Genomic DNA, 17305 nt, shown 5'->3' with positions numbered 1-17305 from the left:
ATTTTTCATGTAAAGGTAATTTTGATGTCTAAGATTAAAGGTAACGTTAAGTGGTTTAATGAATCCAAAGGATTCGGTTTCATTACTCCGGAAGATGGCAGCAAAGACGTGTTCGTACACTTCTCTGCGATCCAGAGCAATGGTTTCAAAACTCTGGCTGAAGGTCAGCGTGTAGAGTTCGAAATCACTAACGGTGCCAAAGGCCCTTCTGCTGCTAACGTAATCGCTCTGTAATTACAACAGCAAGAATTTCAAAACCCGCTGACTCAGCGGGTTTTTTTATGCCTGTCCGTTTTACCGTTATTCAGTAAAACAGAAAGCTCTTCAGGAAAAACCCGACCACCAGAACGCTGAACAACACCGCCAGCCAACTCATCATTTGCGCTTTCATAAGCCCCTCCGCACCAGACAATGGGGCGATAGTGGCAGAGAAAAATTAAGCTAACATTAACGAGACGCCGTTTAGCGCATGTTCACGGACGAAAAGAGCCAGAATGCGAGCGCCGTCATCATAAATGAGCCCAGCAGGTTCAGCATGACGTTAAGCCCCGCCCAACCGATACGGCCTTCCTGAAGCAAAAAGACCACTTCTGCGGAAAAGGTTGAAAAGGTCGTCAGGCCGCCGCACAGGCCGGTGGTGATAAGAAGTTTCCACATCGGGTCCAGATGCGTCATCCGGTTGAACCAGGCAAGCCCTGCGCCGATGATAAACGCGCCGGCCAGGTTGGCCGTCAGTGTGCCGAGCGGAATGGCGTGATGGACCGGGTTCAGGCGCAGGCCAAGCCACCAGCGCAGCACGCTGCCGGTGCCGCCGCCCAGAAAGACCGCAAGCATAATTTTCAACATGAGCATTCGCCATTATGTTATTGGTAAGGCGAAGAGTTTACCGCCAGCCACGGCACGCTGGCTACCGTAACGAGGAGAGGCGCAGATGAAAGTAGCGGTGGGACAGTTCGCGGTCACCCCCGACTGGCAAAAAAACGCGTTAACCTGCGTGACGCTTATGGCGGATGCGGCCCGTCAGGATGCCGCGTTGCTGGTACTCCCGGAGGCGCTGATGGCCCGCAGCGATAACGACCCGGATCTGTCGGTAAAATCGGCCCAGGCACTCAATGGCGAGTATGTCAGTCGGTTGCGCGAAGAGAGCGCCAGAAACGGCCTCACAACGCTTCTGACGCTGCATATCCCCACCCGTGAGGGGAGAGCGGCCAACACGCTTATCGCGCTGCGTGGAGGCGAAATTATCGCGCAATACCAGAAGCTCCATCTCTATGACGCCTTCGCGATGCAGGAGTCGCGTCTGGTGGACGCGGGCGATGCAATACCGCCGCTAATTGAGGTGGCGGGTATGAATGTGGGGCTGATGACCTGTTACGATTTGCGTTTTCCGGAAATGGCCCTCAGCCTGGCGCTCGCAGGCGCCGAGTTGCTGGCGCTGCCGGCGGCCTGGGTACGCGGCCCGCTCAAAGAGCATCACTGGGCCACGCTGCTCGCGGCCAGAGCGCTGGATACCACCTGTTATGTGGTCGCAAGCGGCGAATGCGGCAACCGAAATATCGGACAGAGCCGTATCGTTGACCCGCTGGGCGTGACGCTCACGGCAGCGGCAGAAGGCCCGGACCTGATTTTCGCAGAGGTATCGGCACAGCGCGTGGCGCAGGTACGCGCCCAGCTACCGGTGCTTAAAAACCGCCGTTTCGCGGCACCGCAATTATTTTGATGTTTTTTTATCCAGCGCTTGATTCATCTCGTTACAGATTGCTATTGTGTGTCGGGCTGAAATGACCGTTAATAAGTGCGGTCTTTAAGATGGCCGAATGGCGCCAGATTTTCTAAGAAGGTAAGTATGGGTGAAATTAGTATTACCAAACTGCTTGTGATCGCCGCACTGGTTGTTCTGCTGTTTGGTACCAAAAAACTGCGTACGCTTGGGGGAGACCTGGGCGCGGCGATTAAAGGCTTTAAAAAAGCGATGAACGACGATGAGTCCGGCGCGAAAACGCCTGCCGCGACCGACGCTCCGGCGGAACGTCTGTCTCATAAAGAGTAATCTCCGGCCCTTGCGGCATAAAAAAACCGGCCTCTGATGAGCCGGTTTTTTTGTGGGCGATTGCCAGACGGTAACGAAATATTACGCGTTTATTTGACTTCTTCGCCTTTCGCCTGGAGATCGGCGTGGTAGGACGAGCGCACGAACGGGCCGCAGGCGGCGTGGGTAAAGCCCATCGCGAGCGCTTCCGCTTTCATCTCTTCAAATTCGTCCGGGCTGACGTAGCGCTGCACCGGCAGGTGGTGACGGCTCGGCTGCAGGTACTGGCCCAGCGTCAGCATGGTAACGCCGTGTGCACGCAGATCGCGCATAACCTCAATAATTTCCGCGTTAGTTTCGCCAAGGCCGACCATCAGCCCTGATTTGGTCGGGATCTCCGGGTGCGCTTCTTTAAAGCGCTCCAGCAGCTTCAGCGACCAGGCGTAATCGGCACCTGGACGCACCTGACGATAAAGACGCGGCACGTTTTCCAGGTTGTGGTTAAACACGTCCGGCGGCGTGGCGTTGAGGATATCCAGCGCTTTGTCCATACGGCCGCGGAAATCAGGCACCAGCGTTTCGATTTTGATGGTCGGGCTCTTTTCACGGATTGCGCTGATGCAGTCCGCAAAGTGCTGAGCGCCGCCGTCACGCAGGTCATCGCGATCCACAGACGTGATAACGACGTAGCGCAGCGCCATATCGGCGATGGTTTGCGCGAGCTTCTGCGGCTCGTTGGCATCCGGCGCCACCGGGCGGCCGTGGGCCACGTCGCAGAACGGGCAGCGACGCGTGCAGATAGCGCCGAGGATCATAAAGGTCGCGGTGCCGTGGTTGAAACACTCCGCAAGGTTCGGGCAGGAGGCCTCTTCACAAACTGAGTGAAGGCCATTTTTGCGCATCGCCGCTTTGATACCCTGAATGCGGGTTGAGTCGGCAGGGAGTTTGATTTTCATCCACTCCGGCTTTCTTAACAAAGCCTCGCGCTCTGTCGCCACATTCTTAACCGGGATAAGGGCCATTTTATCGGCATCGCGGTATTTCACACCGCGTTCCATCACAATGGGTTTACTCATAGCGTGCGTGTTCCAGTTGCGGATAACGAAGGAAAGCGTTTAAATTCAAGCTAATGTTGTATTTATCAACTATTTTTGAATTAACGGCACGCAGTATAACATTACTGCCACACAGAATCAGCCTGAGGGCACCCGAATTGCCGAAGAATTTGTAAAATAGTTGTTATTTAGTGCCCTTAAGCCGTCGCCCGTTATGAGGGCGACGCGTGAGCGGAAACCGCTTTGCTGGCAAACCCTTCCACAATCGCTTCAATCACATTCTGTACCACCGGATCGCGCAGGCTGAATTTATTGTAATGCAATGAAATGTCGATAGTTTCTTTAATTACGACATCGCTTTCTACTTCAATAAGTCCAAAGCTGTCTTTAAATAACGCGAATATACGTGCGGGCATAAAGCCGATTAAATCGCTGCTGCCGATGATGGACGCGATAGTAACCATATTGTAACTGCTGAACGAAACGTTTCGATCTGGCAGTAACGTATTGATCTGCTTGCGTACGCCGTTCACCATGCCGCCGGGCAGCATAATAAACGTATGTTCCCAGGTTTGCAGATCTTCAGACGTGACGGGTTCACCGGTACGGCTGCACGGATGGCCGCGACGGCAGACCACCGCGACGCGATCCTTAAAGAGCAGGTGCGTACTAAGCGTGCGCGAGGACCATGAGCCGCTGTCGACTACCAGATCGGTCTGGAACTGGCTCAGCTGCGTTTCGGTGTCCTGCAGGGGAATATTGCGGATTTGTAAGTGCGGATTCACCTTGCGGATCTGCTGATAAATCTGCGGGATCACCAGGGCGCCCAGCGAGGCGGACGTGGCGATAGTAATGGTGCGCTGTTTTTCATGCTCGCCCTGTAAATCCAGCGCGCCGAGAATAGACTCCAGTCCCTGACTGATATATTCGTGCATATGGGTCGCGTAAGCGGTCGGCGTGACCCCTTGCCCCTTACGAATAAACAACGGATCGGGAAATATCAGGCGCAGTTTTTGAATAGACTGGCTGATGGCCGATGGCGTCAGGTTCAGTACTCTGGCCGCGTTGACAATGCCTTTATGCACGTATACGGCTTCGAAAATCGTCAGCAGGTTAAGATCGATATTTCGCAGAGTCTGGAATATTTGCGGTCTACTGTCATCTTCCTGTTTGGCTGAAGGTTTTTCAGGGGGATGGTTCAATTCCACGCTACGCTCCAACTGTATAGATAAATCAAATAATAGAGAGGTTCTATTTATAATAACTGTGAACAGGTCCCTTAGCCGATAATAAAACGCTCCGGGGATCTTACCCGCATAAAGTGAACAGGACTTTACATGGTCGGCAAAGGGGCGGGTGGCGTTTTCAGATAAATCCCGCTTATCTTCTCGTACCGTTAATGTATTGATGAGATTAAGAAAAATCTACTCAGGCGCAGAGAAAATAAATAATCCGTTATGGAATGTAAAGCGGCAAATTGCATAACGATTAAAGGCCGCCACAAGAAGGGCGGCGAACAGGTAAAGTCTTAAGCGCTGATATATTCCGCCGTGGGATTATTAAGTAGCGCTAAAAAGTGATGCACCAGTCGCGGTTGTACAACTTCCAGTTGCGCGCCAGCAGATAGCGCGCTGACCTGAGTCATTTCCATTCCCGCGTAGCCGCAAGGGTTAATTCGTAAAAACGGACGCAGATCCATATTTATATTCAGTGCGAGCCCGTGAAATGAACAGCCTTTACGAATTCGCAGTCCCAGCGAGCAAATTTTTTTGCCGTCCACATAGACGCCCGGCGCGTCCGGGCGCGGATAGGCGTTAATGGCAAATTCAGCGAGCGTATTCACTACCGTCTGTTCCAGCAGCGTCACCAGTTCACGCACGCCAAGCTTGCGGCGTCGGAGATCCAGCAACACATACATCACCTGCTGACCGGGCCCGTGATACGTTACCTGGCCGCCACGATCGCTCTGAATAACCGGAATGTCGCCGGGCATTAACACATGCTCTGCCTTACCGGCTTGCCCCTGAGTGAACACCGGCGAGTGTTCTACCAGCCAGAGCTCATCCGGCGTGTTTTCATCGCGTTCATCGGTAAACTGATGCATCGCCTGCGAAACGGGTTCATAAGGCTGAAGCCCAAGCTGGCGAATGAGGATTTTTTCCTGAAGCAAAACTGCGTCTCCGAAGAGAGAAGGTGCGGGGAGTATATCACGAAGAGAAGTTACCCGGGCGCGGCCGGGTAACGGGGATCACAGTACCATACGCACGATTTCGATATTGCCGAGCTCTTCATAGAGCGTTTCCACCTGCTCGATATGCGTCGCGTTGATGGTAATCGAAACGGAATGGTAGTTGCCTTTGCTGCTCGGTTTCACCTGCGGCGTGTAGTCGCCAGGCGCATGGCGCTGCACGACCTCGACGACCAGATCGACCAACTCAGGCTTCGCCAGGCCCATCACTTTGTAAGTAAAGGGGGTCGGGAACTCAAGCAGCTCGTTAAGTTTGGTTTTCATGTCAGCTCCAGCGTTACGTCAAAAAATAATAACTCCCGCCGGGGCGGGAGTAGGATTGATGCTTAGTATATGGGGATGAAAGTCAGGCTTTCAAGTGGTCAGCAATTAACCAAACCAGTGGTGGAACATCAGCTTGATGTAATCAATGATGCGACCAAAGAAGTTACCTTCCTGAATCTCTTCCAGCACGACCAGCGGGCGCTGTTCGATGGTTTTTCCGTCCAGCTGGAAGTTAATCGTGCCCACGACCTGATTTTTAGCAAGCGGCGCGTGCAACTCGGAAGTGTTCAGCACATAACTCGCTTTGAGATCCTTCATGCGTCCGCGCGGAATGGTCAGATAAATGTCTTTATCAACGCCAAGCGATGCGCGATCGCTGTCGCCAAACCAGGCGGGCTCAGAGGCGAACTCTTTGCCGGCTTTCAGCGGGTTCACGGTTTCGAAGAAGCGGAAGCCCCAGGTCAGCAGTTTTTTGCTCTCGGCTTCGCGGCCTTTAAAGGTGCGCCCGCCCATCACGGCGGAAATCAGGCGCATCTGGCCTTCGGTCGCCGAGGCCACCAGGTTATAGCCCGCTTTGTCGGTGTGACCGGTTTTGATACCGTCCACGTTCAGGCTGTTATCCCACAGCAGGCCGTTACGGTTGGTCTGGCGGATACCGTTAAAGGTGAACTCTTTCTCTTTGTAAATAGAGTATTCATTCGGCACGTCGCGGATCAGCGCCTGGCCAATCAGTGCCATATCGCGTGCGGAGCTGTACTGGCCGTCGGCATCAAGGCCGTGGACGGTCTGGAAATGAGTGTTTTTCAGACCCAGCGCGGTGACGTAGCTGTTCATCAGGCCCACAAACGCATCCTGGCTGCCCGCAACGTAATCGGCCATCGCCACGCAGGCGTCATTGCCGGACTGTAAGTTAATGCCGCGGATGAGCTGAGATACCGGTACCTGCATGCCAGGCTTCAGAAACATCAGGGATGAGCCTTTGAAGACCGGGTTGCCGGTCGCCCAGGCGTCGTTGCCGATAGTCACCAGATCGGACTCTTTAAATTTGCCTGCTTTCATCGCCTGGCCGATGACGTAACTGGTCATCATTTTCGTCAGGCTCGCCGGATCGCGGCGCGCGTCAGCGTTCTGTTCCGCCAGCACTTTCCCTGAGTTGTAGTCGATGAGGATGTAGGCTTCCGCGTCGATCTGCGGCACCCCTGGGATCATCGTTTTGATATTAAGGTCGTCGGCATGGGCGGCGGTGGAGAGGGCTGCGACAGAAAGCGTCGCGCTAACGGCGAGACGCTGCATAAAACGAACGGAGAAAGTGGTCTTCATGGTCTGAACAACGACATCCGTGATGAGTGAAAAAAGTGCCTTACTATAGCAAATGCCTTATGGGCTGGCATCCGACTTTGCGCAGGATTTGTTAACGGTCTTTACCGTAACTGACAAAGCGGCAGGCCAGCCCGGCCTGCGTTTATTGGGCGACAGTAATGAAAGACTGTACCTGCGCTTCGCTCTGCAAACGCTGCTGGAGCGAGGCGGCCTGCGATTTGCTGGCGAACGGCCCTAACTGAACGCGATAAACCGCGCCGTTCTGGCTGACGCGTCCCGGTACGGAGAACTGCTGGCTCAGCTTCTGCTGCCACTGCCCGGCACGCGCGGCGTCGCTCACGGCGCCGACCTGCACCACATAGTTGCCCGCAGCGGCACTCGCCGGTGCGCTGGCGGCCGGTGCGACGCTACCCTGGACAGAGCCCGGTGCAGTCACCGGCGCGTTACGGGTCGCGGGGGCTGCGAGCTGCGCCGGTTCAGAGGCCGGCTGCGCGGTAGTATCTCCGACAGCCGGTTGAGGGGCCGCTGCGGCAGGCGCGGTTTCTGGCGTTGCGCTCTCCAGTACGCCTGAGGCAAGCGTTGTCGGCGCGCCTAAAAAGCCGCCGCTTTTCACCGGCGCGCCGGTGGTATCGTCACTTTGCAGCGTGTCATTGCTGACCGGACGGATATCGCCCTGCGGCGCCACCGGCTGCGGCGCGGATGACACACTGCCGAGGCCGCCGCTTAAATCAGGGCGCGCCGGGAGCGCGTAAGTCTGCTTCGCGACGGTTGTACAGGCCATGCCGGGGCCTGAAAGCGAGCCGTCCGGCGCGACGATAATCGGATCGATACGCACTTTGGTGTTATTCGAGGTGTTCAGTCTGTCCGCCGCCGCGCGTGAGAGCGAAATCACGCGGTCGTTGCCGTAAGGGCCGCGGTCGTTAATGCGCACCACAATCATGCGGCCGTTGGCGAGGTTGGTGATACGCGCATAACTCGGCACCGGCAGGGTAGGGTGCGCGGCGGTGAGCTGCATCGGGTCGAACGGTTCTCCTGACGCCGTCAGATTGCTATCCGGCTCGGCGTCATAAATCGCCGCGAGCCCCGCCTGGCTGAAGCGCGAGAGATCCTGAACGATGCTGTAGCGCTTACCGTCGCGCTCGTAATCGCTGTTCACGGAAGGGTTCAGTTGCTCGTAGCGAGGCTCCGCGCCGCTTATCTCAACGATCGGACCGTTGCAGACCGGCTGCTGTGGCGCCACGCTCGCCTGTTGTTGCCCTTCGTTATTTACGCCGCAAGCGGTTAATAACCCCGCGGCGATGCAGACGCCAATCCACTGCTTACGCATTGCGCACCTCTTATACGCTCTTCGACAACATTTTCCTGTGGGTATGGATCGACATGACGATACCAAACCCTGCCATGAGTACAATCAGGGCGGAACCCCCGTAGCTGACCAGCGGCAGCGGAACGCCCACCACCGGTAAGATACCACTCACCATCCCAATATTCACAAACACATAAACAAACAGAATCAGCATCAGCCCGCCTGCCATTACGCGCCCGAAGGTCGTCTGCGCGCGCGCGGCGATCCACAGCCCGCGCATAATCAGCAGCACATAGAGCGCCAGCAGCACCAGTACGCCGACAAGCCCCAGCTCTTCGGCGAGTACCGCGAAGATAAAGTCGGTATGGCGCTCCGGCAGGAATTCCAGCTGTGACTGTGTGCCGTGCAGCCAGCCTTTACCGCGCAGACCGCCGGAGCCGATAGCGATTTTCGACTGAATAATATGATAGCCCGCGCCAAGCGGGTCGCTCTCCGGATCAAGCAGCATCATCACGCGCTGACGCTGATAGTCATGCATCAGGAAGAACCACAGGATCGGGATAAACGCCGCTATCAGCAACACCGCGATACCAATCAGACGCCAGCTCAGGCCGGAGAGGAACAGCACGAACAGCCCGGAGGCGGCAATCAGAATCGAGGTGCCGAGGTCAGGCTGTGCGGCCACCAGCAGCGTCGGCATGAAAATGAGCACCAGCGCGATACCGGTGTTTTTAAGCGAAGGCGGGCAGACGTCGCGGTTGATAAAACGCGCCACCATCAGCGGCACCGCGATTTTGGCGATCTCCGAAGGCTGGAAGCGCACCACGCCGAGATCGAGCCAGCGCTGCGCGCCTTTAGAGATAGCCCCGAAGGCGTCCACCGCCACCAGCAAAATGATACAGACGATATAAAGATAGGGCGCCCAGCCTTCATAGACGCGCGGCGGGATCTGCGCCAGCACAATCATAATCACCAGGCCCATCATTATCTGGCCTATCTTGCGCTCCATCATGCCGATATCCTGGCCGCTGGCGCTCCAGATAACCATCGCGCTGTAAAAGCAGAGCGCCAGAATAATCAGCATAAAGGTCGGGTCGAGGTGGATTTTATCCCACAGCGACTTTTTATTCGGATTGTCGGTCATCTTATCGATCCTCCGCCGCCGCCGTGGCGGGGTTTTCCGTCGGCAGTTCGGTGTTGTTATCCCCGAGCATAATGTGATCGAGGATCTGACGCATGATGGTGCCCACCGCCGGGCCCGCGCCGCCGTTTTCCAGGATCATCGCCACCGCGACCTGCGGGTTGTCATAAGGCGCGAACGCGGTCATCAGCTTGTGGTCGCGCAGACGCTCGGCGATACGGTGCGCGTTGTAGGTCTCGTTGGCTTTCAGCCCGAAGACCTGCGCGGTACCGGATTTCGCGGCGATTTTATATGGCGCGCTGGCGAAATATTTATGTCCTGTGCCGTTGGCGCGGTTGGCAACGCCGTACATACCGTCTTTGGCGATTTCCCAGAAACCGGAGTGGATGTCGCCTACCGGCGGCTGTTCCGGCTGTTTCCACGGCACTTTCTGGCCGTTAACGACGGTCGTCATCAGCAGATGCGGCACTTTTACCACGCCGTCGTTAATCAGGATCATCATGGCTTTGTTCATCTGTACCGGCGTGGCGGTCCAGTAACCCTGGCCGATGCCCACCGGAATGGTGTCACCCTGATACCACGGCTTTTTAAAGCGTTTCATTTTCCATTCGCGGGTCGGCATGTTGCCGGAGCGCTCTTCAGAGAGATCGATACCGGTCATGCTGCCGTAGCCGAATTTACGCATCCACTCGGAGAGCCGGTCGATGCCCATGTCGTAAGCGACCTGATAGAAGAAAGTATCCGCCGACTCTTCCAGCGATTTCGTGACATTAAGCCGCCCGTGGCCCCACTTTTTCCAGTCGCGGTAGCGCTTCTCAGAGCCCGGCAGTTGCCACCAGCCCGGGTCGAACAGCGAGGTGTTGCGGTTAATCACGCCCGCGCTTAAGGCAGACACCGCCACGTATGGCTTCACGGTCGACGCGGGCGGATAGACGCCCTGGGTGGCGCGGTTAATCAGCGGCGTGTTCGGGTCGTTCAGCAGCCCGGAATAATCTTTGCTGGAGATGCCATCCACGAACAGGTTCGGGTTGTAGCTCGGCATCGACACCATCGCGAGGATGCCGCCGGTGCGCGGGTCAGTAACGACCACCGCGGCGCGGCTGCCCTGCAACAGCGTTTCAATATAGGTTTGCAGCTTGAGGTCGAGCGTCAAATAGATGTCATGGCCCGCCTGCGGCGGCACTTCTTTAAGCTGGCGGATCACGCGCCCGCGGTTGTTGACTTCTACCTCTTCATAACCGGTCTGGCCATGCAAAACATCTTCGTAGTAGCGCTCAATGCCGAGCTTGCCGATATCGTGCGTGGCGGCGTAGTTGGCGAGCTTGCCGTCTTTATCGAGGCGCTCAACGTCTTTATCGTTAATCTTCGACACATAGCCGATAACGTGGGTCAGCGCCGCACCGTAAGGGTAATAGCGGCGCTTATAGCCTTTCACTTCCACGCCGGGGAAGCGGTACTGGTTCACCGCGAAACGCGCCACCTGGACTTCTGTCAGGTTGGTTTTCACGGGAATGGAGGTAAAACGGTGCGAGCGTGCGCGCTCTTTTTTGAAGTTCGCGATGTCGTCGTCAGTGAGATCGACCACTGCGCGCAGCCCTTCCAGCGTGTCCTGCACGCTGTCGACCTTTTCAGGCATCATTTCTATCTGGTAGATAGTGCGGTTCAGGGCCAGCGGGGTGCCGTTGCGATCGTAGATAATCCCGCGGCTTGGCGGGATGGGCACCAGTTTGATGCGGTTCTCGTTGGAGCGGGTCTGGTAGTCGTTAAAACGCAGGATCTGTAAATGGTAGAGGTTGAAGACCAGGATCCCGGTCAGCACCAGGATGCCGGCAAAGGCGACCAGCGCCCGACGCACAAAGAGCGCGGACTCAGCCGTATAGTCACGAAAGGAATCCTTGAGTTTCATCCGCTGCTTAACTTACCTGATGGTGATTATTCACGATGATACGGGTGATTGGTGGTGATGCTCCAGGCGCGGTAGAGGCTCTCCGCGACAATCACCCGCACCAGCGGATGGGGCAGGGTCAGCGTGGAAAGCGACCAGCTCTGTTCCGCCGCCGCTTTACACGCATCGGACAGCCCTTCCGGCCCGCCTATCAGCAGGCTCACGTCGCGACCGTCTTGTTTCCAGCGCTCAAGCTCGCGAGCCAGTTGCGGCGTGTCCCACGGACGGCCCGGAATATCCAGCGTGACGATGCGGTTCTTCCCGGCCGCCGCCAGCATCATTTCGCCTTCTTTATCCAGAATACGTTTGATGTCGGCGTTTTTGCCGCGTTTTCCCGCCGGGATCTCAACGAGTTCGAACGGCATATCTTTCGGGAAGCGGCGCAGATACTCGCTGAACCCCGTCTGCACCCAGTCGGGCATTTTTGTGCCAACGGCTATCAGCTGAAGCTTCACGCCTTAACCCCAGAGCTTTTCCAGCTCATACAGGCGACGACTTTCTTCCTGCATGACGTGAACAATCACATCGCCGAGATCGACCACAATCCAGTCGGCGGCATTTTCGCCTTCCACACCGAGCGGCATCATGCCCGCCGCGCGGGATTCCTGGACAACATGATCGGCGATAGACATCACGTGACGGCTGGAGGTGCCGGTGCAGATGATCATACAGTCGGTGATGCTGGATTTGCCCTTAACATCAATGGCGATAATATCCTGGCCTTTAAGATCGTCAATTTTATCAATGACAAAATCCTGGAGTGCTTTACCCTGCAAGTTTTCCCCCTGGGAATGTGAACCTCGGATGACGCCGGATGCGCCATCGAATGACCGATACGAACACAGCGCCCGACAGGGCAGGCTGCGCTCAGAAGTGGGCTATCATCCCACCGCAGGCAAGAGTTTGCATCGCCATTTTTGTAAAACAATTTCAGAAAGGCGGTTTGCGGCGGGAAATATCTGGCAGCGGAGGATAACAGTATCGCCCGTTGTGTCAATGCCTGAGCCACAATCGGCTCAGCGCGCGGCAGGCGACGGGAGATACAGCGCGTGGCGGTGAATGTAATCCAGTACCGCCGGAGGCAGCAAATCGTCACACGGCTGCCGGCGCGCCAGGCGAGTGCGAATGTCGGTCGCGGAAATCGGGTAGAGCGGGGTATCGGCAAGATAGATTTTTCCGGCGGGCTGCTGGTGAAGCTCATCAGCATGATGGGCGAGATGCGCTGACAGCCAGCGTTGATCTTCTTCGGTTTTCATCTCGACCGGATAACCCGGACGGCGGCAGACCAGCAGGTGACAGCACGCCAGCAGGGCCTCGTAACGGTGCCAGGTGCGCAGCGTCAGTAAGGAATCCTGGCCGATGATAAATCCCAGCGGCGCGTCCGGTCCGGCCTCCTGGCGCAACTGCGCCATCGTTTCGCTGGTCCATGACGGCGTTGAGCGTTGCAGTTCGCGAGAATCGAGGCGGAACAGCGGATTACCGGCAATCGCCAGTTCAACCATCTCTTTGCGCTGGACGCTGCTGGCGCCCGGTTGCGGGCGATGCGGCGGCACATTGTTCGGCAGCATCGTCACCTGCGTGAGTTTCGCTTCTTTCGCCAGCGCCTCCACGGCGCGCAGATGGCCGTAATGGATGGGGTCAAACGTGCCGCCATACCAGGCCTGAAGAGAAGAGGCGAGATCAGCCATCAATAAAGACATCCGCCAGCGCTTTATGGCACAACACCAGAGAGAGACTTTCCAGCTCCGGCCAGACGTTCTGGCCGTAATCCTGCTTCAGCGTAATTTCACACTGTGTCAGCAGGCGCACGGCCTGCCACAGCCGGTCGTCGGTCAGGCGGGACAGCGCTTCGCCAAGAAGCGGGCGGCGGTTCTGCCAGACGCGATGCTGGTCGAACAGCGTGCGCAGCGGCGTGGTCGCCGACTGACGTTTCAGCGTCACCAGCGTGAGTAACTCGCGCTGCAGCGTGCGCAGCAGAATAACCGGTTCGGCGCCTTCCAGCCGTAGCTGTTGCAGGATATGCAGCGCGCGTTTGCTTTTGCCCGCCAGCAGCGCGTCGACCCAGTGGAACGGCGTGAAGTGCGCGGCGTCGTTGACTGCCTGCTCAACGCGCGGCAGGGTCAGCTTGCCGTCCGGCCAGATTAAAGAAAGCCGCTCCAGCGCCTGCGCCAGCGCCAGCAGGTTGCCTTCATAGCAATAGCAGAGCAGCTGGTTTGCCGCGTCATCAAGTTGCAGGTTCATCTGTTTCGCCCGGTTAGCCACCCAGCGCGGCAGCTGCGCCTGCTCCGGCGTCTGACAGCTCACCTGCACCGCACGGTCGGCGAGCGCGGTGTACCACGCGGCGTTTTCCTGGGCTTTGGTCAGCTTGTTGCCGCGTACGATCAGCAGCAGATCGTCATGAAGCAGGCTGACCAGCGTGGCGAGTTGTTCATTGATGGCGGCGTTGGGGCCGTTTTCCGGCAGCGCCAGCAGTAATGTCTGGCGACTCGCGAACAGGCTCATCGCCTGACAGAGTGAGAAAATAGCCTGCCAGTCGGTGCTGACATCAATGATATAGCGATGATGCTCGTCAAACCCCTGTGTCTGCGCCTGATGATGGATAGCGTCCTGGCTTTCCTGGAGGAGCAGCGGATCGTTGCCGAGCACTAAATAGGCCGCGCGCAGCCCTTCGTTGAGCTGCGCGCGGAGTTGTTCAGGGTAAAGCCGCAGCATTACTGAACGGGGAGGGTCGTGGAGACGCGGTTGCTGGCCGGCGCGGCGTCAGCGGTGGCAGGCGGCGTGGCAGCCTGCGGCGCGTCGCGGGTTTCCGAGACATCGCGCGCGTGAACCGCCACCAGTTTGCGGATCAGCTGTTCGGCGGCTTTGTCATACATCTCCTGAACGATGATGGTGCGTTCAGCCGACTTCGCGAGCGCCGTCAGCGGGTTGTCAAAGAATGAGCGATAGACGCGGGCACTGATCGGGTAGATGTCGTGACCCGGGATCAACACGCTGGCGTTTACCGTCATCACCATCTGGTACTCCGCGGTGCGGCCGTTCTGGAAGACCGATGCGGTATCCTGAGAGATAGACGCCGCGCCGATACGCAGCGACGGCACGTCCTGGCGAATTGAACTCGCCTCGACAATTTCCACACCGTTCAGACGCAGCTGGTTACGCACCGCGCGCGTCAGCGGACCGTTCGGATCGCCGGAGTTAAGGATTAACGTATGCATTTGCTCTGGCACCTGCGTGGTATTGCGCAGATGCCAGCCGCAACCGGCGGTGAGCATCACCGCCAGGCCTACTAACAGAGTAATCAGATGTCGCACGCTTCCTCCTGCGCTTAGCCTACAACCAGGTTAAGCAGTTTACCCGGTACGTAAATCACTTTACGTACGGTCACGCCGGCGAGGTATTTCGCCACCAGATGTTCCTGAGCGGCGCGCTCGCGCACCTGCTCTTCTGTCGCGTCGGCCGCCACGGTGATTTTACCGCGCACTTTCCCGTTGACCTGGACGACGACAAGCGTGGTGTCTTCCACCATCGCGCTCTCATCAGCCTGCGGCCACGGCGCATTGTCGATATCGCCTTCGCCTTTCAGCTCCTGCCACAGCGTAAAGCTGGCATGCGGGGTGAACGGGTTAAGCATACGTACTACCGCCAGCAGCGCTTCGCGCATCAACGCGCGATCCTGTTCGCCATCCTGCGGCGCTTTCGCCAGTTTGTTCATCAGTTCCATGATGGCGGCGATAGCGGTGTTGAAGGTCTGACGGCGGCCGATATCATCGGACACTTTCGCGATAGTTTTATGAACGTCGCGACGCAGCGCTTTCTGATCGTCATTCAGCGCATCCACGTTCAGCGCTGGCGCGTCACCGAGTTGGGTGTGCTCGTACACCAGACGCCAGACGCGTTTCAGGAAGCGGTTCGCGCCTTCCACGCCGGATTCCTGCCATTCGAGCGTCATATCCGCCGGGGAGGCGAACATCATGAACAGACGCACGGTGTCGGCGCCGTAACGCTCTACCATCTCCTGCGGGTCGATGCCGTTGTTTTTGGACTTCGACATCTTGCTCATGCCGGTATACACCAGTTCGTGACCTGCAGCGTCGCTCGCTTTAACAATACGGCCTTTTTCGTCGCGCTCAACGATGGCGTCTTTCGGGGAGACCCAGTTACGCTCGCCATTCGCGCCGACATAGTAGAACGCGTCCGCCAGCACCATACCCTGACACAGCAGCTGTTTTGCCGGCTCGTCGGAATCGACCATGCCCGCGTCGCGCATCAGTTTGTGGAAGAAGCGGAAGTAGAGCAGGTGCATGATGGCGTGTTCGATACCGCCGATATAGATATCGACTGGCAGCCAGTAGTTGGCCGCTTTCTCATCCAGCATGCCTTCTTTGTACTGCGGGCAGGTATAGCGCGCGTAGTACCAGGACGACTCCATAAAGGTGTCGAAGGTGTCGGTTTCGCGCAGCGCCGGCTGGCCGTTAACGGTGGTTTTCGCCCACTCCGGATCGGCTTTGATCGGGCTGGTGATACCATCCATAACCACATCTTCCGGCAGGATAACCGGCAGCTGATCTTCCGGCGTCGGCATCACGGTGCCGTCTTCCAGCGTCACCATCGGGATCGGCGCGCCCCAGTAGCGCTGGCGGGAAACGCCCCAGTCGCGCAGACGGTAGTTAACTTTGCGCTCGCCCACGCCTTTGGCGGCGAGTTTATCGGCAATCGCGTTAAAGCCCGCCTCGAAGTCCAGTCCGTCGAATTCGCCGGAGTTGAACAGGACGCCTTTTTCCGTCAGCGCCTGCTCGCTCAGATCCGGCGCGGTGCCTTCTGCGGTCAGGATAACCGGCTTGATCGGCAGACGGTATTTGGTTGCGAATTCATAGTCGCGCTGGTCGTGGCCCGGAACCGCCATTACGGCGCCGGTGCCGTATTCCATCAGCACGAAGTTCGCTGCCCATACCGGGATGGCTTCGCCGGTCAGCGGATGAATCGCTTTCAGGCCGGTGTCGATGCCTTTCTTCTCCATCGTCGCCATATCGGCTTCGGCCACTTTGGTGTTGCGGCATTCTGCGATGAAATCGCCAAGCGCCGGGTTAGCGGCGGCAGCGGCCTGCGCCAGCGGGTGACCCGCCGCGACGGCCAGATAGGTGACGCCCATGAAGGTGTCCGGACGGGTGGTGTAAACCGTCAGTTTCTCGTCGCTGTTCTGGACGTCGAAGGTGATCTCCACGCCTTCGGAACGGCCAATCCAGTTGCGCTGCATCGTTTTAACGGTGTCCGGCCAGTGATCGAGCTTGTCCAGATCGTTTAACAGTTCGTCAGCGTAAGCGGTGATTTTAATAAACCACTGCGGGATCTCTTTGCGTTCGACTTTGGTGTCGCAGCGCCAGCAGCAGCCGTCGATAACCTGTTCGTTGGCAAGCACGGTCTGGTCGTTCGGGCACCAGTTCACCGCGGAGGTTTTCTTATACACCAGGCCTTTTTTATAGAGCTCGGTGAAGAATTTCTGCTCCCAGCGGTAATATTCCGGTGTGCAGGTCGCCAGCTCGCGGCTCCAGTCATAGCCGAAGCCCAGCATTTTGAGCTGGTTCTTCATGTAATTAATGTTGTCGTACGTCCACGGCGCCGGCGCGGTGTTGTTTTTTACCGCTGCGCCTTCGGCCGGCAGACCAAAGGCGTCCCAGCCGATGGGCTGCAACACGTTTTTACCGAGCATACGCTGGTAGCGTGCGATCACATCGCCAATGGTGTAGTTACGAACGTGGCCCATGTGTAGTCGGCCAGAAGGATAGGGAAGCATCGACAGGCAGTAATACTTCTCTTTGCTCTCGTCTTCGGTCACTTCAAATGTGCGCTTCTCTTCCCAGTGAAGCTGTACTTTGGATTCTATCTCTTCCGGGCGATATTGCTCTTGCATGGCAGCCAGTAGTCCTGTTTTCAATACAGCTACAAATGTAGCTTTAACGTGTGTTATTTCAGATCCGCATAGCATAGCCGATTCGACCG

18 protein-coding genes are annotated in these 17305 nt (G+C 57.2%); 3 read left to right on the top strand and 15 right to left on the bottom strand.

The genetic code is table 11. The features are described from left to right. The first annotated feature begins 24 nt into the window (after window positions 1–24). Window positions 25–234 (top strand): transcription antiterminator/RNA stability regulator CspE, encoded by a 210-nt coding sequence (gene cspE / locus BJP61_RS15675; RefSeq protein ID WP_002439184.1) that lies wholly within the window; start codon window positions 25–27, stop codon window positions 232–234. 228 nt (window positions 235–462) lie between these two features. On the opposite strand, the gene crcB is transcribed toward cspE, so the two are convergent. Then, complete coding sequence (gene crcB, locus BJP61_RS15670) at window positions 463–846, bottom strand: fluoride efflux transporter CrcB (protein ID WP_038864172.1); 384 nt, start codon at window positions 844–846, stop codon at window positions 463–465. 85 nt (window positions 847–931) lie between these two features. Here crcB and BJP61_RS15665 point away from each other — a divergent pair, with 85 nt between their 5' ends. Together BJP61_RS15665 and tatE are read left to right on the top strand one after the other, a co-directional pair. After that, window positions 932–1720 carry a deaminated glutathione amidase gene (locus BJP61_RS15665; RefSeq protein WP_161581109.1) on the top strand — a complete coding sequence of 263 codons (789 nt, stop codon included), beginning with the start codon at window positions 932–934 and terminating at the stop codon, window positions 1718–1720. A gap of 126 nt (window positions 1721–1846) precedes the next feature. Further along, a complete protein-coding gene (gene tatE / locus BJP61_RS15660) occupies window positions 1847–2050 on the top strand; it encodes a twin-arginine translocase subunit TatE (protein WP_038864170.1) in 204 nt (67 codons plus the stop codon). Window positions 2051–2139: 89 nt separating this feature from the next. On the opposite strand, the gene lipA is transcribed toward tatE, so the two are convergent. The 14 genes from lipA to leuS all read right to left on the bottom strand — a co-directional run bounded on the left by lipA (window position 2140) and on the right by leuS (window position 17216). After that, entirely contained in the window at window positions 2140–3105 is a 966-nt protein-coding gene (gene lipA / locus BJP61_RS15655) for a lipoyl synthase (RefSeq protein WP_038864168.1), read from the bottom strand. 191 nt (window positions 3106–3296) lie between these two features. Beyond that, window positions 3297–4292, bottom strand: a complete 996-nt coding sequence (locus BJP61_RS15650) for a YbeF family transcriptional regulator (RefSeq protein ID WP_038864164.1) — start codon at window positions 4290–4292, stop codon at window positions 3297–3299. Window positions 4293–4612: 320 nt separating this feature from the next. Beyond that, a complete protein-coding gene (gene lipB, locus BJP61_RS15645) occupies window positions 4613–5254 on the bottom strand; it encodes a lipoyl(octanoyl) transferase LipB (protein ID WP_038864163.1) in 642 nt (213 codons plus the stop codon). Window positions 5255–5332: 78 nt separating this feature from the next. Then, on the bottom strand, window positions 5333–5596 hold the full coding sequence (gene ybeD / locus BJP61_RS15640; protein WP_007710678.1) for a DUF493 family protein YbeD: 264 nt from the start codon (window positions 5594–5596) through the stop codon (window positions 5333–5335). Between the two features lie 105 nt (window positions 5597–5701). After that, window positions 5702–6916, bottom strand: a complete 1215-nt coding sequence (gene dacA, locus BJP61_RS15635; RefSeq protein ID WP_038864161.1) for a D-alanyl-D-alanine carboxypeptidase DacA — start codon at window positions 6914–6916, stop codon at window positions 5702–5704. Window positions 6917–7058: 142 nt separating this feature from the next. Continuing rightward, on the bottom strand, window positions 7059–8243 hold the full coding sequence (gene rlpA, locus BJP61_RS15630) for an endolytic peptidoglycan transglycosylase RlpA (RefSeq protein ID WP_171998662.1): 1185 nt from the start codon (window positions 8241–8243) through the stop codon (window positions 7059–7061). A gap of 10 nt (window positions 8244–8253) precedes the next feature. Then, window positions 8254–9366, bottom strand: a complete 1113-nt coding sequence (mrdB, locus tag BJP61_RS15625) for a peptidoglycan glycosyltransferase MrdB (protein ID WP_038864158.1) — start codon at window positions 9364–9366, stop codon at window positions 8254–8256. Window position 9367: 1 nt separating this feature from the next. Next, window positions 9368–11269 (bottom strand): peptidoglycan DD-transpeptidase MrdA, encoded by a 1902-nt coding sequence (gene mrdA / locus BJP61_RS15620; RefSeq protein WP_038864156.1) that lies wholly within the window; start codon window positions 11267–11269, stop codon window positions 9368–9370. A 26-nt stretch (window positions 11270–11295) separates the two neighbouring features. Then, entirely contained in the window at window positions 11296–11763 is a 468-nt protein-coding gene (gene rlmH / locus BJP61_RS15615) for a 23S rRNA (pseudouridine(1915)-N(3))-methyltransferase RlmH (RefSeq protein WP_038864155.1), read from the bottom strand. A 3-nt stretch (window positions 11764–11766) separates the two neighbouring features. Then, window positions 11767–12084, bottom strand: coding sequence for a ribosome silencing factor (gene rsfS, locus BJP61_RS15610; protein WP_038864153.1), 318 nt, complete (start codon window positions 12082–12084; stop codon window positions 11767–11769). 240 nt (window positions 12085–12324) lie between these two features. Further along, a complete protein-coding gene (nadD, locus tag BJP61_RS15605) occupies window positions 12325–12996 on the bottom strand; it encodes a nicotinate-nucleotide adenylyltransferase (protein WP_161581106.1) in 672 nt (223 codons plus the stop codon). Next, window positions 12989–14020 carry a DNA polymerase III subunit delta gene (gene holA / locus BJP61_RS15600; RefSeq protein ID WP_171998661.1) on the bottom strand — a complete coding sequence of 344 codons (1032 nt, stop codon included), beginning with the start codon at window positions 14018–14020 and terminating at the stop codon, window positions 12989–12991. The genes nadD and holA overlap by 8 nt, the downstream gene beginning before the upstream one ends. Beyond that, complete coding sequence (lptE, locus tag BJP61_RS15595; RefSeq protein WP_038864147.1) at window positions 14020–14619, bottom strand: LPS assembly lipoprotein LptE; 600 nt, start codon at window positions 14617–14619, stop codon at window positions 14020–14022. The genes holA and lptE overlap by 1 nt, the downstream gene beginning before the upstream one ends. 14 nt (window positions 14620–14633) lie before the next feature. After that, on the bottom strand, window positions 14634–17216 hold the full coding sequence (leuS, locus tag BJP61_RS15590) for a leucine--tRNA ligase (protein ID WP_144420905.1): 2583 nt from the start codon (window positions 17214–17216) through the stop codon (window positions 14634–14636). Window positions 17217–17305 lie beyond the last annotated feature (89 nt).

It is taken from the genome of Cronobacter sp. JZ38, from assembly GCF_008932145.1.
Taxonomy (GTDB): Bacteria; Pseudomonadota; Gammaproteobacteria; order Enterobacterales; family Enterobacteriaceae; genus Cronobacter; species Cronobacter muytjensii.
Note: the sequence above shows the minus strand (reverse complement) of the source record. Positions and strands in the feature narration are given on the sequence as shown.

Excerpts from the sequence above, each read along its gene's own strand:
- cspE (WP_002439184.1), top strand. The coding sequence starts at position 25 with ATGTCTAAGATTAAAGGTAACGTTAAGTGGTTTAATGAATCCAAAGGA.
- crcB (WP_038864172.1), bottom strand. The coding sequence starts at position 846 with ATGTTGAAAATTATGCTTGCGGTCTTTCTGGGCGGCGGCACCGGCAGC.
- BJP61_RS15665 (WP_161581109.1), top strand. The coding sequence starts at position 932 with ATGAAAGTAGCGGTGGGACAGTTCGCGGTCACCCCCGACTGGCAAAAA.
- tatE (WP_038864170.1), top strand. The coding sequence starts at position 1,847 with ATGGGTGAAATTAGTATTACCAAACTGCTTGTGATCGCCGCACTGGTT.
- lipA (WP_038864168.1), bottom strand. The coding sequence starts at position 3,105 with ATGAGTAAACCCATTGTGATGGAACGCGGTGTGAAATACCGCGATGCC.
- ybeD (WP_007710678.1), bottom strand. The coding sequence starts at position 5,596 with ATGAAAACCAAACTTAACGAGCTGCTTGAGTTCCCGACCCCCTTTACT.
- dacA (WP_038864161.1), bottom strand. The coding sequence starts at position 6,916 with ATGAAGACCACTTTCTCCGTTCGTTTTATGCAGCGTCTCGCCGTTAGC.
- rlpA (WP_171998662.1), bottom strand. The coding sequence starts at position 8,243 with ATGCGTAAGCAGTGGATTGGCGTCTGCATCGCCGCGGGGTTATTAACC.
- mrdB (WP_038864158.1), bottom strand. The coding sequence starts at position 9,366 with ATGACCGACAATCCGAATAAAAAGTCGCTGTGGGATAAAATCCACCTC.
- mrdA (WP_038864156.1), bottom strand. The coding sequence starts at position 11,269 with ATGAAACTCAAGGATTCCTTTCGTGACTATACGGCTGAGTCCGCGCTC.
- nadD (WP_161581106.1), bottom strand. The coding sequence starts at position 12,996 with ATGGCTGATCTCGCCTCTTCTCTTCAGGCCTGGTATGGCGGCACGTTT.
- holA (WP_171998661.1), bottom strand. The coding sequence starts at position 14,020 with ATGCTGCGGCTTTACCCTGAACAACTCCGCGCGCAGCTCAACGAAGGG.
- leuS (WP_144420905.1), bottom strand. The coding sequence starts at position 17,216 with ATGCAAGAGCAATATCGCCCGGAAGAGATAGAATCCAAAGTACAGCTT.